This is a genomic window from Paraburkholderia sp. EG286B, assembly GCF_040965655.1.
Classification (GTDB): domain Bacteria; phylum Pseudomonadota; class Gammaproteobacteria; order Burkholderiales; family Burkholderiaceae; genus Paraburkholderia.
Window position 1 is genome coordinate 141032 of record NZ_JBFRCF010000003.1, and the last position, 16503, is coordinate 157534.

14 protein-coding genes are annotated in these 16503 nt (G+C 65.4%); 6 read left to right on the top strand and 8 right to left on the bottom strand.

Annotated features, from left to right (window positions below):
* Window positions 1-15: 15 nt before the first annotated feature.
* Genes AB4Y42_RS06800 through araH form a run of 5 tightly spaced genes read left to right on the top strand, consistent with a single transcriptional unit; the run spans window position 16 to window position 5624 of the window.
* Window positions 16-945, top strand: a complete 930-nt coding sequence (locus AB4Y42_RS06800) for a dihydrodipicolinate synthase family protein (RefSeq protein WP_368693730.1) — start codon at window positions 16-18, stop codon at window positions 943-945.
* A 56-nt stretch (window positions 946-1001) separates the two neighbouring features.
* Window positions 1002-1931, top strand: a complete 930-nt coding sequence (locus AB4Y42_RS06805) for a Gfo/Idh/MocA family protein (RefSeq protein ID WP_368693731.1) — start codon at window positions 1002-1004, stop codon at window positions 1929-1931.
* 56 nt (window positions 1932-1987) lie between these two features.
* Complete coding sequence (locus tag AB4Y42_RS06810; protein WP_069265832.1) at window positions 1988-2992, top strand: arabinose ABC transporter substrate-binding protein; 1005 nt, start codon at window positions 1988-1990, stop codon at window positions 2990-2992.
* A gap of 55 nt (window positions 2993-3047) precedes the next feature.
* On the top strand, window positions 3048-4586 hold the full coding sequence (gene araG / locus AB4Y42_RS06815) for an L-arabinose ABC transporter ATP-binding protein AraG (RefSeq protein WP_368693732.1): 1539 nt from the start codon (window positions 3048-3050) through the stop codon (window positions 4584-4586).
* A gap of 27 nt (window positions 4587-4613) precedes the next feature.
* Window positions 4614-5624: an L-arabinose ABC transporter permease AraH gene (gene araH / locus AB4Y42_RS06820; protein WP_254315920.1), complete on the top strand. Its 1011-nt coding sequence runs from the start codon at window positions 4614-4616 to the stop codon at window positions 5622-5624.
* 66 nt (window positions 5625-5690) lie between these two features.
* On the opposite strand, the gene AB4Y42_RS06825 is transcribed toward araH, so the two are convergent.
* The 8 genes from AB4Y42_RS06825 to AB4Y42_RS06860 form a co-directional block, all read right to left on the bottom strand.
* Window positions 5691-6416, bottom strand: coding sequence for a FadR/GntR family transcriptional regulator (locus AB4Y42_RS06825; protein ID WP_110854758.1), 726 nt, complete (start codon window positions 6414-6416; stop codon window positions 5691-5693).
* 54 nt (window positions 6417-6470) lie between these two features.
* Entirely contained in the window at window positions 6471-7280 is an 810-nt protein-coding gene (locus AB4Y42_RS06830) for an ATP-binding cassette domain-containing protein (protein WP_342923044.1), read from the bottom strand.
* On the bottom strand, window positions 7280-8293 hold the full coding sequence (locus AB4Y42_RS06835) for an ABC transporter permease (RefSeq protein ID WP_368691156.1): 1014 nt from the start codon (window positions 8291-8293) through the stop codon (window positions 7280-7282). Before AB4Y42_RS06835 ends, AB4Y42_RS06830 begins: the two co-directional genes overlap by 1 nt.
* Window positions 8294-8320: 27 nt before the next feature.
* Entirely contained in the window at window positions 8321-9424 is a 1104-nt protein-coding gene (locus AB4Y42_RS06840) for a sugar ABC transporter substrate-binding protein (protein ID WP_368691155.1), read from the bottom strand.
* A gap of 233 nt (window positions 9425-9657) precedes the next feature.
* Window positions 9658-10797 (bottom strand): galactofuranose ABC transporter, permease protein YjfF, encoded by a 1140-nt coding sequence (gene yjfF / locus AB4Y42_RS06845; protein ID WP_368693733.1) that lies wholly within the window; start codon window positions 10795-10797, stop codon window positions 9658-9660.
* Window positions 10798-10829: 32 nt separating this feature from the next.
* Window positions 10830-11867, bottom strand: a complete 1038-nt coding sequence (locus AB4Y42_RS06850) for an ABC transporter permease (RefSeq protein WP_342922938.1) — start codon at window positions 11865-11867, stop codon at window positions 10830-10832.
* Complete coding sequence (locus AB4Y42_RS06855; protein WP_368693734.1) at window positions 11864-13387, bottom strand: sugar ABC transporter ATP-binding protein; 1524 nt, start codon at window positions 13385-13387, stop codon at window positions 11864-11866. The genes AB4Y42_RS06850 and AB4Y42_RS06855 overlap by 4 nt, the downstream gene beginning before the upstream one ends.
* A gap of 95 nt (window positions 13388-13482) precedes the next feature.
* Entirely contained in the window at window positions 13483-14433 is a 951-nt protein-coding gene (locus tag AB4Y42_RS06860; RefSeq protein ID WP_368691177.1) for an ABC transporter substrate-binding protein, read from the bottom strand.
* Between the two features lie 286 nt (window positions 14434-14719).
* Here AB4Y42_RS06860 and AB4Y42_RS06865 point away from each other — a divergent pair, with 286 nt between their 5' ends.
* Window positions 14720-16462 carry an IlvD/Edd family dehydratase gene (locus tag AB4Y42_RS06865; RefSeq protein ID WP_368693735.1) on the top strand — a complete coding sequence of 581 codons (1743 nt, stop codon included), beginning with the start codon at window positions 14720-14722 and terminating at the stop codon, window positions 16460-16462.
* Window positions 16463-16503: the final 41 nt, after the last annotated feature.

Below are 16503 nucleotides of genomic sequence, written 5' to 3' on the forward strand. Positions count from 1 at the left end.
AGCAGGACTGAAGACATGACTACGAGCCGTACGCCCCGCTTCCGGGGCATTTTCCCCGTCGTGCCGACCACGTTCACCGAAACGGGCGAACTGGATCTGGCAAGCCAGAAGCGCGCCGTCGATTTCATGATCGACGCCGGTTCCGACGGCCTGTGCATTCTCGCGAACTTCTCGGAGCAGTTCTCGCTCTCCGACGACGAGCGCGAACTCATCACGCGCACCGTGCTCGAGCACGTGGCGGGCCGCGTGCCCGTGATCGTGACGACCACGCACTACGGCACGCCGGTTGCCGCCGCACGCAGCAAGCGCGCGCAGGAGCAGGGCGCGGCGATGGTGATGCTCATGCCGCCGTATCACGGCGCGACCTTCCGCGTGCCCGAGCAGCAGATTTACGACTTCTACGCGCGCGTGTCGGATGCGATCGACATTCCGATCATGATCCAGGACGCGCCCGCGAGCGGCACGGTGCTTTCCGCCGCGTTCCTCGCGCGTATGGCGCGCGAGATCGGGCAGGTCTCGTACTTCAAGATCGAAACCCCGGGCGCGGCAAACAAGCTGCGCGAGCTGATCAAGCTGGCGGGCGAGGCCGTCGAAGGCCCGTGGGACGGCGAAGAAGCCATTACGTTGCTCGCGGACCTGAACGCCGGCGCGACCGGCTCGATGACGGGCGGCGGCTTCCCGGACGGCATTCGCCCGATCATCGTCGCCCACCGCGAAGGCCGCGCCGACGACGCATTCGCGCTTTACCAGAAGTGGCTGCCGCTCATCAATCACGAGAACCGCCAGGCGGGCATGCTCGCCTGCAAGTCGCTGATGAAGGAAGGCGGCGTGATCGAGTGCGAACTGCCGCGCCACCCGCTGCCCGCGATGCATCCCGCGACGCGCGCCGAGCTGATCGATATTGCGCGCCGCCTCGATCCGCTCGTGCTGCGCTGGGGCAAGTAAATCATTCGTCATGCAGAATAAAAAATCTCCCTGAAAAGAAGGGGCGGAGATACGTCATGAAAGCGTCCTATACGTTGGGTATCGTCGGCGTCGGCAAGATTGCGCGCGACCAGCATCTGCCCGCCATCGCGGGCAATCCGGGCTTCGAACTCGTTGCGGGCGCGAGCCGCAACGCGCAGGTCGAGAACGTGCGCAACTACAAGGACATCGGTGCGCTGCTGGCCGCCGAGTCCGATCTCGACGCCGTCTCGCTGTGCGCGCCGCCGCAGGTGCGTTACGCGCAGGCGCGCGCCGCGCTCGAAGCGGGCAAGCACGTGATGCTCGAAAAGCCGCCCGGCGCGAGCGTGAGCGAAGTCGAGGCGCTGCGTGAACTCGCGCAAAAGCGCGGCCGCACGCTGTTCACCACGTGGCATTCGCGCTGCGCGAGCGCCGTCGAACCCGCGCGCGCGTGGCTCGCCGAGCGCACCATTCGCGCCGTGCACGTGCGCTGGAAGGAGGACGTACGCCGCTGGCATCCGGGTCAGCAGTGGATCTGGGAACCGGGCGGCCTCGGCGTGTTCGATCCGGGCATCAACGCGCTGTCGATCGTCACGCGCATCCTGCCGCGCGAAGTGCTGTTGCAGGGCGCGACGCTGCATGTGCCGAGCGATTGCTCGACGCCCATCGCGGCGGAACTCGATTGCATCGACACCGATGGCGTGCCCGTGCGCGCCGAGTTCGACTGGCGCCACGGTCCGGTCGAGCAATGGGAAATCGATGTGGAAACCACGGACGGCCTGCTCTCGATCGCGGAAGGCGGCAAGCGCCTCGCGATTGCGGGCGAGCCGGTCGCGCTCGACGCGGAACGGGAATATTCGGCGCTCTATGAGCGTTTTCACTGGTTGATCGCCCACGGCACCGACGACGTGGACGTGCGTCCGCTGCGCCTCGTGGCGGACGCGTTCCTGCTCGGCAGGCACGTCGAAGTCGAGGCCTTCGGCCACTAACGACGCTTCTTTCAAGCATTACACACGCAGCACACCACACCTGAGGAGACAGGAGCATGACCAGCAAGATTCGCCGTTTGACCCTTCGTGCCGCATTCGCGGCGATGTGCATCGCCCCGCTCGGCATGAACGTGGCGGCGCACGCCGACTCGCCCGTGAAGATCGGCTTCCTCGTGAAGATGCCGGAACAGGCATGGTTCATCAACGAGCAGAAGGCCGCCACGGCGCTCGGCCAGAAGGAGAACTTCTCGGTCGTGAACATCGGCACGCCGGACGGCGAGAAGGTGCTCGCCGCCATCGACAACCTCGGCGCGCAAGGCGCACAAGGCTTCGTGATCTGCGCGCCGGACGTGCGTCTCGGACCGGCCATCCAGGCGCGCGCCAAGCGCTACAACATGAAGTTCGTGACGGTGGACGACCAGCTCGTCGACTCGTCGGGCAAGCCGATCGCCAGCGTGCCGCACCTCGGCATGTCGGCGCTCAAGATCGGCAATCAGGTCGGTCAGGCGATCACCGACGAAATGAAGCGCCGCGGCTGGAAGCCGGAAGAAGTGGGTGCGCTGCGTATCACCGACTATGAACTGCCCACGGCGAAGCTGCGCACGGACGGCGCGACGCAATCGCTGCTGGCCGGCGGCTTCAAGAAGGAAAACATCTTCGACGCCCCGCAAAAGACCACCGACGACGAAGGCGGCTTCAATGCAGCGTCGCCGGTGCTCGCCCAGCATCCGAACATCAAGAAGTGGGTGGTGTTCGCGCTCAACGAAGAAAGCGTGCTGGGCGCCGTGCGCGCAACCGAACAGCTGCACATCCCGTCGGCTGACGTGATCGGCGTGGGCATCAACGGCGCAGGCGAAGCGTTCGCCGAGTTCCAGAAGAAGCAGCCTACGGGCTTCTACGGCACGATCGCCGTGAGCTCGACGAACCACGGCAAGGAAAGCGCCGAGAACCTCGTCGAGTGGATCCGCGACGGCAAGCAGCCGGCCGCCGACACGCAGACCACCGGCAAGCTGATGACGCGCGACAACTGGACGGCCGTGCGCAGCGAGCTGGGTATCTAAGCACTGCGTAGAAGACTGAGGCGAAGCAAAGGGCAGGGATGCAATGACTGAAACCATGACTGACGCGAACGTGCAGGCGAACGCGGTGAAGGGCGCTCAACAGGGGAATCGCGCGTATCTGGAGCTCGACGGCATTACCGTGAGCTTCCCGGGCGTGCGCGCGCTCGACCGCGTGGCGCTGGAAGTGCGTGCCGGCGAAGTGCACGGCTTGATGGGCGAGAACGGCGCGGGTAAATCCACGCTGCTCAAGGTGCTCTCGGGCGTGAACCAGCCGCAGGAAGGCACGCTCGAGCTGGGTGGCGTGGAGCACCGCTTCACGACCACCAAGGCGGCGCTCGAAGCGGGTATCGCGATCATCTATCAGGAACTGCATCTCGTGCCCGAGCTGACGGTGGCGGAAAACCTGATGCTCGGGCAGTTGCCCAACCGCCTCGGCGTGCTCGACGAAGGCACGCTCGTCAAGCGCGCGATGGATGAACTCAAGCGGCTTGGCGAGCGCATCGATCCGCGCACGCCGGTGAAAAACCTCTCCATCGGCCAGCGCCAGATGATCGAAATCGGCAAGGCGCTCATGCGCGACGCGCGCGTGATCGCCTTCGACGAACCGACCAGCTCGCTCTCGGCGCGCGAGACGGAGAACCTCTTTCGCATCATCAACGCGCTGCGCGCCGATGGCCGCGCGATCATCTACGTCACGCACCGCATGGACGAGGTCTATGAGCTCTGCGACCGCGTGACGGTGTTCCGCGACGGCAAGCGCATCGAAACGTTCGACTCGGTGGCCGATCTCGACCGCAATCGCCTGATCGCGGCGATGGTGGGCCGCTCGATCGAGGACGTGTACGGCTATCGCCCGCGCCAGGCGGGAGACGTGCTGCTCGAAGCGAAGGGCCTGCTGGGGCCTGGACTGGCCGAGCCGGTGTCGTTCACGGCGCGGCGCGGCGAGATCGTCGGCTTCTTCGGGCTCGTGGGCGCCGGGCGCTCGGAACTCATGAAGCTGATTTACGGCGCGACGCGCGCCAGCGCAGGCCATGTCGAACTCGACGGCAAGCGCGTCAATTTCGCGAGCCCGCGCGACGCCGTGCGCGCAGGCCTCGCGCTCTGCCCCGAGGACCGCAAGCAGGAAGGCATCGTCGCGATCGCCTCGGTGGCCGACAACCTCAACATCAGCGCGCGCCGCCACTTCAGCCCCGCGCGCTTCCTGCTCGATGCGCGGCGCGAGCGCGATCTCGCGCAGGACTACATCAAGAAACTCGCGATCAAGACGCGCAACGGCGACACGGCCATCGGCACGCTTTCGGGCGGCAACCAGCAGAAGGTGATTCTGTCGCGCTGGCTCGCCGAGCGCATCGAGGTGTTCCTGATGGACGAGCCCACGCGGGGCATCGACGTGGGGGCGCGCGCCGAAATCTACAACCTGCTGTACGAGCTCGCCGAAGCGGGCAAGACCGTGATCATGGTGTCGAGCGACCTGGCCGAAGTGATCGGCGTGTCGGACCGCATCATCGTCATGCGCGAAGGCCGGATCGCGGGCAGCCTGCCGAAGGCCGAAGCCTCGCCCGACGAACTGATCAAGATGGCGCTGCCGCGCTGAAATCCTTTTTGTAACGATGAACCAGAAATGAGTGAAGCCATGCAGCCACAGGGCACGCCTACCGTCAACGAAGCCGCCGCGCCGATTACCCCCCAGCGCGCGCGGGCCTGGGACATGATCAACAAATCGGGCATCGCGGTGGTGTTCGTGGTGCTGTTCGCGGTGCTATCCGCCACGGTGCCCGACTTCCTCACGACCCGCAACATTCAGGGCCTGCTGCTCTCCGTCACGCTGATCGGCTCGATCGCCGTCACGATGATGTTCGTGCTCGCGCTCGGCGAGGTCGATCTTTCGGTCGCCTCGATCGTGGCGTTCGCGGGCGTGGTGGCCTCCACGGTCATCACGCAGTCGCATAGCGTGCTGCTCGGCATTACGGCGGGCGTGCTCGCGGGCGGCGCCGTGGGGCTCGTGAACGGCGTGCTGATCGCGCGCTTCAAGATCAACTCGCTGATCGCCACGCTCGCGATGATGGAAGCGGTGCGCGGCCTCGCGTTCCTCACCTCGAACGGCGACGCCGTGATGATCTCCGAAGAGCGCTTCTTCGATCTGGGCGGCGGCTCGTTCCTCGGCATCTCGTTCCCGATCTGGAGCAACATCATCGGCTTCGTGGTGTTCGGTTTCCTGCTCAAGAAGACGGTGTTCGGCAAGAACGTGCTCGCGGTGGGCGGCAATAGCGAAGCGGCGCGGCTGGCCGGCCTGCCGGTCACGCGCATCAAGATCACGGTGTTCGTGCTGCAAGGGCTCATTACGGGCTTTGCGGGCGTGATGCTGGCCTCGCGCATGAGCCTCGGCGACCCGAAGACCTCGGTGGGTCTCGAGCTCGGCGTGATCTCGGCCTGCGTGCTGGGCGGCGTGTCGCTCACGGGCGGCGTGGCGACGATCTCGGGCGTGCTGGTGGGCGTGCTCATCATGGGCTCGGTGCAGGACGCCATGAGCCTCATGAACGTGCCGACGTTCTATCAGTACCTGATTCGCGGCGGCATCCTGCTGCTCGCGGTGCTGTTCGACCAGTACCGCCGCAGCAAACGCGCAGTGTGAGGGAAGGGCACGTCGACGCGCCGCAATGCGCCGTTGGCGCGGCGGCGCGTCAGTAGTCGGCGGGCCTCAGGTTTCCAGCCCCGCCCCGCCCAGAATCGACTTGGCGTCGGCGCGCGCATTGTCGAGCTGCACGACGCTCGCCTGCCGTGCCGCAAGCGCGTCGCCGTGCTCGATCGCCGTGAGAATCGCCTTGTGGCGCGGCAACGAAAGCGCATGCGTGTTGGGATGGCGGCTCGTGAGCTTGATCGACTCGGAAAGCGCGAGCGAGAGCATGTTGCCGATGTACGCCAGCATGTTGTTGTGCGTGGCCGCCATGATCGCGCGGTGGAATTCCAGATCGGGCTCGAGCAGGTCGGCAGCGGTTTGCGCCTGCTCCATGCGCGCGTAGGCCGCGGTAATGCGGGCGCGGTCTTCGTCGTTCGCTGAAATCGCGGCGAGCGCGGCGGCGGCGGGCTCGATGATCTGCCGCACGGTCATGAGCGAGCGGAAGAACTCGCCTTCGGGAATGCTGTTGACGGTCCAGTACAGCACGTCGGGGTCGAGCATGTGCCATTCTTCGCGCGGCCGTACGACGCTGCCCACGCGCGGCTTCGAAACCACGAGGCCCTTGGCGACCAGCACGCGCGTGGCTTCGCGCAGCACGGGGCGGCTCACGCCGTAGGTTTCGCACAGCGTGGGTTCGGGCGGCAGGCGCTGCCCTGGGGCGAGCGTGCCGCCTACGATCTGCATGCCGAGCTCCTGCACGATGCGCGCGTGCATGCTCTTGCGTTTCTCTAGATTGCGGTAATCCATGATTGTCCGGCCGGGGGCTACCCGATCGGAGCGTCCCCCTGATTGTGGGAACCACTACGCGCTGGTGGCGCGCATGGCCCGATATTCCCGCCGCACGATATCCATCAGTTCAGCCACCGATGTATTGGCGCTGTGCTGCTCGTATGTCACGCGGCCTCGCTGCATCAACATGATGCGATCCGCAATATCGAGCGTCTGCGCATAGTTGTGCATGATCATGATAATCGATAGGCCGCCTTTTTCCTTCAAACGCATGATGAGATCGATGATCAGACCCGCTTCGCGCGCTCCCATCGCGGCGAGCGGCTCGTCGAGCAACAGGATCTTTGCGTTCGAATGCACGGCGCGCGCCACCGCGATCGCCTGGCGCTGACCGCCCGAAAGCCGCTCCACGGGCAGGTCCACGGAGGGCACGTGCACGCCGATGTCGTCGAGCAGCTGCGCCGCGCGCTGGCGCATCTGCTTGTGGTCGAGCAGTCTGAAGGGCCCGCGCCGCACGATTTCCCGGTTCAGGAACATGTTGTGGTAAATGCTCAGCGAATTGGCGAGCGCGAGGTCCTGATAAACGCATTCGATGCCGAGCGAGCGCGCATGGTCCACCGAGCGCAGCAGCGTTTCGCTGCCGTCGATCTGCAGCGTGCCGCTCGTTTGCTGGTGAAAACCCGTGAGGATCTTCACGAGCGTGGACTTGCCCGCGCCGTTGTCGCCGAGAATGCCGAGGATTTCGCCGCGCCCGAGCGTGAGCGACACGCCGTCGAGCGCCGTGACCGCACCGAAGCGCTTGACGATGTTGTCGCCCCGCACCGCGAGCGGCGCGTTGGCCGTGGCGCTCGCGCCGCCGGGGGAGGCTTGCGATTCGTCCATCATCGGCTCCCTTTGCGGCGCAGGCGCCCAACGTGGATGTTGAAGACCATGGCGGCGAGAATCGCGGCGCCGAGGATGATGTTGAAGGTGAACGCGTTGATGCCGATGAGCGTGAAGCCGTCGTTGAGAATGCCGAGCACCGCCGCGCCGATCAGGCCGCCCACGATCGTGCCCGAGCCGCCCGTGAGCGGCGTGCCGCCGATCACGGCCGAAGCCACGGCGAGGAACATGATCTGGTTGCCGCCCGCCTGCGGGTCGATCGAGGTGATGCGAAAGCCTTCCAGAATGCCGGTGAAGCCCGCGAGCACGGCGGCAATGATGAAGTTGCCGAGGCGCAGCCGGTTCACGTGAATACCGGCCTCGCTCGCGCCCAGCGGATTCGCGCCGGCCGCTTGCGTATGCAGGCCCCAGCGCGTGTGGCGCAGCAGCACGTGCATGGCAAACGCGATCACGATCGTCCAGAGGATCTCGCTATAGCCCCACGCGCCCATGAAGGCCGCGAATTCGGGCGAGCCCGGCGTCTGCACCGGCGTGCCGCGCGAAATGGTGAGCGTGATGCCGTTGATGAGGAAGAGCGTGCCGAGCGTCGTGACGAACGAGGGCAGGCGCAGCCACACGGTCACGGCCCCGTTCACGAAGCCGACGATGCCCGCGGCCACGAGCCCCGCGATCACGGCGAGCCACATGGGCGCGCCCGCATCGTTGGCGAACACCATCATGAACGGCGCGAAGGCGAACACCATGCCCGCCGAGAGATCGATGTCGCCGCCGATCATCAGCATGATTTCGCCGAATGCGATGATCGCCACCGGCGCGATGAACTGCGAGAGGTTGACGAGACTCGCGTTGGTGAGCAGGAAATCCCGGTTGGAAAATTCGAAGTACGCCGCGAGGATCATTGCCACGAGCAGAATACGCAACTCGGGCGCCCACGCGGAGAGCCATTGCCCGCGCGGGCGGGCAGCAGCCCGCGCGGAGACTTCAGCCTTGCCAGTTTCGTTCACAGAGTTCATCACTCGTCGTTCGTTACGCGCTGTTTGTTAAGACTTGATCGCACCGCTCATCGGCACGATTTGCGGCTTGGTGGTCTTGCCTTCGAAACGCGTCGAGGTATTGAGGTACGGCTCGACCGTTTCCTTCGTCACGAACTTCAGGCCCGTGTTCGTGTCGGCGGGGCCGACCAGACCGCCCGAGGCGAGTGTCACGAACGCCTGCATCACCGTGTAGAAGCCCTGCACGTACGGCTGCTGGTCGATCGTGAAGTCGAGATAGCCTTCGTGGATGAGCTGGACCGTGGTCGGCAAGAGGTCGAAGCCGCCGCCGTGCACGCCTTTCGAAGGCAGGTTGTTTTCCTTCATCACCTGCGCGACGCCCTGCGTGCTGCCCGCATCCACGGCGAACATGCCCTTCAGGTCCTGGTGGCCCAGGTAGAACGACTTGATCTTCGAAAGTTCTTCGTTGACGGTCGCGCCCGTGGCCACGGTCTGGATCTCGATCTTCTTGCCGGACTTCTTGATGGCGTCGCTCGCGCCGTCCAGACGCGGCTGGATATTGAGCTGGCCCGGGGTGGCGATGAACAGGCCGACGAGGCCGCTGTCGATCAGGCTCACGATGCGCTCGCCCATCTGGTAGCCCGAGAGATACAGGTCCTGGCCGATATAGGCGAGGCGCGGGTTCTTCTTGCCGCGCGGCGCGTCGGCGTTATAGGCGAACACCGGAATGCCCGCGTCGAGCGCCGCCTGAATGGGCTTGTCGAAGGCGGTGGGGTCGACGATCGGCACCGCGATCGCATCGGCCTTCGCGGCGATGGCCGCATTCACGGCGCGCACCATTTCGCCCGCGTCGGACGTGGCCGAGCCGGTCCACTGGTAGTCCATGTTGAGCAGCGAGCATGCGTCCTGAATGCCGTATTGCGTCGGCACGAAGAACGGATTCGTGGTGACGTGATTGACGAACACGATCTTCCACTTCTTGTGCGAAGGAAAGCCCGATTCGGCGGCCTGCGCCGTGGAAATGAAGCCGCCGCCGCCCACCGCACCGAGCAGCGAAAGCGCCGCGCCCAGTCCCGCACCCTGCATCAGGCCGCGCCGGCCCGTGTCGATCAAGCTCTTACCGTCTTTTGCGTCATCCCGATCCTGCGCCATGTTTTCCTCCGGTCTTGTCATCGTGGTCGATGTAGGCGACTTTTCGTCGAAAAGCGTGCAGATACTGGCCAGTACCGGGGGAACGCGCGAGACATCCGCAGCGAACATGAGTTCGCCAGGCGCCGACGGTACCGCAAAAATCTTAGTGCAGCGTGATGAGGCCTCCTAATCCATGTATACCCCTAACTACTCCATAGGCCCTGCCGTGGCGAGGATCGTCCATGACAAGCGGCTTACGCACCGCCTTTCGCCTCCTGCATGTGCGGCGGCGGGCTGGCGAGCTTGGCCTGATCCATCGGCGCGGCGGCTTGCGGCCGCGTGGTGCGCGGTGCGCCGCGTCCCGTGCCCGTGGACTTGCGGCGCGCGGCGTGGCGCTCAGTGGCGCGCTGCATGAGGCAGAACGCGCAGAGCAGCGCGCCGATCACGATACGCGTCCACCACGAACTGAGCGTGCCGTCGAAGGTAATGAGCGTCTGGATCGTGCCCAGAATGCCCACGCCGAACACCGAGCCGATCACATAGCCCACACCGCCTGTGAGCAGCGTGCCGCCGATCACGGTCGCGGCGATGGCGTCGAGTTCCATGCCTTGCGCCTGCAGCCCGTAGCCCGAGAGCACGTAGAGCGTAAACACGACGCCGCCGAGCGCCGAGCAAAAGCCCGAGAGCGCGTACACGCCGATCTTGGTGCGCGCCACCGGCAAGCCCATGAGCAGCGCGGAGCGCTCGTTGCCGCCGATCGCGTAAACGTTGCGCCCAAAGCGCGTGAAGTGCGCGATGACGATGCCCGCAGCGAGCATGGCGATGGCCGTGAGCGAACCCGTGGTGAGCGAGCCGCTGCCCACCGGAATGTTGAATTCGGAGAGCGCGTGAAAACCGGGGTCGTTGATCTGGATGGATTCGGTGGTGATGAGAAAGCAGGTGCCGCGCGCGAGGAACATGCCTGCGAGTGTGATGATGAAAGGCTGCAGCCGGAAGAAGTGGATCAGCGCGCCCATTGCCGCGCCGTAGAGCGCGCCGCAGAGCAACACGAGCGGCACGACGACGAGCACGGGCCAGTGCAGCTTCTCGGTGCCCGCGGCGCAGAGAATCGTCGTGAGCGCGACCACGGCGCCCACCGAAAGATCGATGCCGCCCGAGATGATCACGAATGTCATGCCGATGGCGACGATCAGCAGGAACGCGTTGTCGACCAGCAGCCCGAAGGCCACCTGAAGCGAGAAGAAGCCGGTGTACATGACCGAGCCGAAGCCGAACAGCACGGCAAACAGCACGACGGTCACGACGATGGGCAGCACGCGCGGATCGACGAAGCGGGTGGCGCCGCGCCGGCACGCTGCGAGCGTGTTCGAAAAGGACAGGGCAGGGCGGTTCATGCTCGGCTTCCCCCGAATGGGTGCATGGCGACTCAGGCGCGCGCGCGGCGCGCGAGCGCGATGCGTTTGAGTTGTTGAAAAGCGAAGGTGCGCGCGGCGGGCGACTGGATCAGGCACACGAGCAGCACGACCACGGCCTTCACGACGAGCGTGGCCTCGGGCGGCACGCCGATCGAATAGGTGGTGTAGGTGAGCGTCTGGATGATGAGCGCGCCGAGCACCGTGCCCGCGAGACTGAAGCGCCCGCCCAGCAGCGACGTGCCGCCGAGCGTCACGGCGAGGATGGCGTCGAGTTCGAGCAGCAGGCCCGCGTTGTTGCCGTCGGCGCTGCGTACGTTCGAGCTGATGAGAATGCCCGCAATCGCGGCGGTCACGCCGCAGAACGCGTACGCGCCGAACACCACGGCTTGCGACGACAGGCCCGCAAGGCGCGCGGCCACCGGATTCACGCCGATCGAGCGGATGAACAGGCCGAGCGCCGTGCGGTTGACGATGAGGGCAGTGAGCACGGTCACGGCGAGCGCAATCCACACGGCGCACGGGATCAGCGCGAAATAGCCGCCGCCCGCGAACAGATAACCGGGCGCGCCGATGGGGATGATCTGGCCGCCCGTGAGCAGCTGCGCCACGCCGCGGCCCGCCACCATCAGGATGAGCGTGGCGATGATCGGCTGCATGCCGACGAACGCGACGAGCAGCCCGTTCCAGATGCCGGCGAGCAGGCCGACCGCGAGCGCCGCGCCGAACGCCAGGCCCACGCGCGAAGGATCGGCGGCGAGCACCGTGGCGGCCGCCGCACCCGCGATCGCCACCACGGCGCCCACGGAAATGTCGATGCCGCGTGTGGCGATCACGAGCGTCATGCCGAGCGACACCACGACGAGCGGCGCGGCGCGCATGAGGATGTCGATGGGCGCGCCGAACAGGTGCCCGCCCAGCATCGTGATCGAGAGGAAATTGCCGCGATGCACGACATCGACGACGAACAGCGCGATGAGCGTCACCGCGGGCCACACCAGCGGATGCCGGATGACGAGCGAAAGCCAGGCGGGCAGGGCGGGGCGCGTCATCGACGGTCTCCGGCAATCAGGTCGTAGACTTCGTGCTCCGAGCGCGCCGCGCCCGAAAGCTCGGCCACCTTGCGCCGGTCGCGCAGCACGGCGATGCGGTCGCTCACGCGCACCACCTCGCTGATCTCCGACGAAATGAACAGGATGCCGAGGCCCTTTGCGCAGAGCGCGCGCACGCGGTCCATGATTTCGAACTTGGCGGCCACGTCGATGCCGCGCGTCGGTTCGTCGAGGATCAGCAAACGCGGTTTGGTCGCGAGCCAGCGCGCGAGCAGCACCTTCTGCTGGTTGCCGCCCGAAAGCAGGCCGATGGGCTGTTCGGCGTCGCGCGCCTTGATGCCGAGCTGCTCGATATATTCGTTGGCCAGTTCGCGCTGGCGCGAGCGCCGGATCATGCGCCACCAGCCGAGTTGCGCCTGCAGCGCCAGCACGATGTTTTCGCGGATCGACAGATCGGCGACGATGCCTTCCTTCTTGCGGTCTTCGGGGCAATAAGCCATGCCGTGGCGCACGGCGTCGCGCGGCGAAGAAAGCTTCACCGCCTTGCCGTTGATGTGCACCGTGCCCGCATCGGCCTTGTCCGCGCCGAACAGCAGGCGGGCGGTCTCCGTGCGGCCCGAGCCGAGCAGGCCAGCGAGGCCCAGAATCTGGCCCGGCTGTACTTCCAGATCGAGTGGATTGAGCACGCCGCGGCGCGCCACGCCTTGCGCCGCGAGATACGGCTCGGCGTTCGTTGCCACCGTCTCGCCGTGCGCCGCTTCGGCTTGCGTGAGCCGCTCGCCCGCGTTCTGCAGGCCCACCATCTTCGCGACCAGCGTTTGCACCGGCAGATCGGCGGCGAGATATTCGCCCTCGCGCTCGCCGTTGCGCATCACCGTGATGCGATCGGAGATCGCGTAGGTCTGCTCCAGAAAATGCGTGACGAACAGGATCGCGATGCCCGACGCTTTCAGCTTGCGCAGCACCTCGAACAGGCGCGCGACTTCGCCTTCGTCGAGGCTCGAAGTCGGTTCGTCGAGAATGAGGATGCGCGCATCGACGGACACCGCGCGCGCAATCGCCACCATCTGCTGCATGGCGATGGGGTAGGTGTCGAGCGACTGCGTGACGTCGAGCGAAAGATTCAGTTCCGCGAGCGCTTCTTCCGCCCGGCGATGAATCGTTTTCCAGTCGATCAGGCCGAGGCCGCGCTTGCGCGGCTGGCGGCCCGCGAAAATGTTCTCCGCCACCGAGAGGTTCGGGCAGAGATTGACTTCCTGGTAGAGCGTCTGGATGCCGGCGGCCTCCGCCATCTGCGGCGTCGGGAAGTGCACCGCCTCGCCCGCGAGGCGTATTTCGCCCGCCTCGGGCTGGTGCACGCCGGTCAGCACGTTGATGAGCGTGGACTTGCCGGCGCCGTTCTGCCCCATCAGCGTATGGATTTCGCCGGGGTACAGACGAAAATCGACCCGGTCGAGCGCACGCACGCCGGGGAAGGTTCGGGTGAGACCGACGGTTTCGAGTATCGGGGAAACGCTCATGGGCAACCGTGAATGAGGCCAGAGCGCGCGGGGTGCTATGTAAACCCTTTAAATACTAAGGGTTACGAAGCACACCGCGCCGCTTGCAGCGAAGTTTAGTACTTGCGCGACGGGAGCACCTGCGCCGCCACGTCCTCCGGGAACACCGTTTCGTTCGTCACGATGCGCTTGGGCAATTGCTTGCCCGCCACGACGTCCTTCACGGCGCTCATGAGCTGCGGCCCGAGCAGCGGGCTGCACTCCACATCGACGTTCATCTTGCCGGCGATCATCGCCTGGAAGCCGCCCTTGGTGGCGTCGAACGACACGACGCTGATGTCCTTGCCCGGCTTCATGCCGGCTTCTTCCATGGCCTGGATCGCGCCGAGCGCCATGTCGTCGTTATGCGCGTAGACGACGTTGATCTTGTTTCCATACGTCTTCGCGAACGCTTCCATGACCTGCTTGCCGCCGGCGAGCGTGAAGTCGCCGCTTTGCGACGCGATGATCTTGAACTTCGGATCGTTCTTGATCACTTCCATGAGGCCCGAGTGACGGTCGTTGGCCGGCGCGGAACCCACGGTGCCCTGCAGCTCGACGATATTGATCGGGCCGGGGTTGTCCTTGTAGTGATCTTCAAGCCACTTGCCCGCGCGGCGGCCTTCTTCCATGAAGTCCGAACCGATCATCGTCACGTAGAGCGACTGGTCCTTCACGTCGATGTTGCGGTCCGTGAGGATCACGGGAATCCTGGCGCGCTTGGCTTCCTGCAGCACCGGCTCCCAGCCCGATTCCACCACGGGCGAGAACGCGATCACGTCCACCTTCTGGGCGATGTACGAGCGGATCGCCTTGATCTGGTTTTCCTGCTTCTGCTGGGCGTCCGAGAACTTGAGGTTGATGCCGGCGTCTTTCGCGGCCTGTTTGACCGACACCGTGTTGGCCGTGCGCCAGGCGCTTTCCGCGCCGACCTGCGCAAATCCTAGCGTGATCTGCTTGTCTTCGGCGTGGGCGACACCCGCCGCCAACGAGAAAGCGGCCGCCGCAGCGACCAACCCGCTTACCATGCGTGTTGCCAGTTTCATGCGTGTCTCCGATGTAGCTCTGCGCGTTGTATTTCTTTAATTCATGGCGCTACACCCGCGTCCATCACGGCCGGACAGTATCACGAGAAGTATCGCGCCATCCCTGGCCTCCGGTTATATCCTCTCGGTATACCGTTAGCCGCCCCTGCTGACCACAATAGACAAACTATATGCAACGGCCGGAACGGATTCGATTAGCGTTTTCCCGATAATCGCAGTCCATATAGTCATGCTATTTATAGGACTTTCTCACTAAGTGGGCAAAGCCATGAACACCCGTAAGCCCAAGCTTCGCTCGGCCGCGTGGTTCGGCACCACGGATAAAAACGGCTTCATGTACCGGAGCTGGATGAAGAACCAGGGAATACCGGATCACGAGTTCGCCGGCAAGCCGATTATCGGCATTTGCAATACGTGGTCAGAACTCACGCCCTGTAACGCGCATTTTCGCAAGCTCGCCGAGCACGTCAAACGAGGCATCTACGAAGCCGGCGGATTTCCTGTCGAGTTTCCCGTGTTCTCGAACGGCGAGTCGAACCTGCGGCCCACGGCCATGTTCACGCGCAACCTCGCTTCGATGGATGTTGAGGAATCCATACGAGGCAATCCGGTCGATGCCGTCGTGCTGCTGGTGGGCTGCGACAAGACCACGCCCGCACTGCTGATGGGCGCGGCCAGTTGCGACGTGCCTGCGATTGCCGTGACCGGCGGCCCGATGCTCAACGGCAAGCACGAAGGGCGCGATATCGGTTCGGGCACGGTGGTGTGGCAACTGAGCGAGCAGGTGAAGGCGGGCAAGATTTCGATCCACGAGTTCATGTCGGCGGAGTCGGGCATGTCGCGCTCGGCGGGCACCTGCAACACCATGGGCACGGCTTCGACCATGGCGTGCATGGCCGAAGCGCTGGGCGTCACGCTGCCGCACAACGCGGCGATTCCGGCCGTGGACGCGCGCCGCTACGTGCTCGCGCATATGTCGGGCATGCGCATCGTGGAGATGGCGCTCGAAGACCTGCGCCTCTCGAAGCTGCTTACGCGCGCGGCGTTCGAGAACGCCATCCGCACGAACGCGGCGATCGGCGGCTCGACCAATGCGGCGATCCACCTGAAGGCGATCGCGGGACGCATCGGCGTGCCGCTCGAACTCGACGACTGGACGCGCATCGGACGAGGCACGCCGACCCTCGTCGACCTGCAGCCTTCGGGCCGTTTCCTGATGGAGGAGTTCTATTACGCGGGCGGCTTGCCCGCCGTGCTGCGGCGCCTCGGCGAAGCGAACCTGCTGCCGCATCCCGATGCGCTCACGGCCAACGGCAAGACGCTGTGGGAAAACGTGCGCGATGCGCCCATTCACAATGCCGAAGTCATTCGCCCGCTCGACAATCCGCTCGTGAAAGACGGCGCGCTGTGCGTGCTGCGCGGCAATCTCGCGCCGAATGGGGCGGTGCTGAAGCCGTCGGCGGCCACGCAGAAGCTGTTGAAGCATCGCGGGCCTGCCGTGGTGTTCGAGAACTTCGACGACTACAAGGCGCGCATCGGCGATCCCGATCTCGACGTTACCGCCGATTCGGTGCTCGTCATGAAGAACTGCGGGCCCAAGGGTTATCCGGGCATGGCCGAGGTGGGCAACATGGGCCTGCCGCCCAAGCTGCTTGCGCAGGGCGTGACCGACATGGTGCGTGTGTCGGATGCGCGTATGAGCGGCACGGCGTACGGCACCGTGGTGCTGCACGTGGCGCCTGAAGCGCGCGCGGGCGGCCCGCTCGCGATCGTGCGCGACGGCGACTGGATCGAGCTGGACTGCGAAAAGGGCGTGCTGCGCGTGGATATCCGCGACGAGGCAATCGTCGCGCGGCTCGACGAGTGGGCCGCGAACCAGCAGCCCATCCCCGCCGATCGCAGCGGGTATCGCAAGCTTTATGTCGAGCACGTGTTGCAGGCCGACGAGGGCTGCGACTTCGACTTCCTGGTGGGCTGCCGCGGCTCGGAAGTGCCGAGCCACTCGCATTGAGATTCGGAATCCGTATCAAAGCGCGCGGCGCGGGCAAGCGT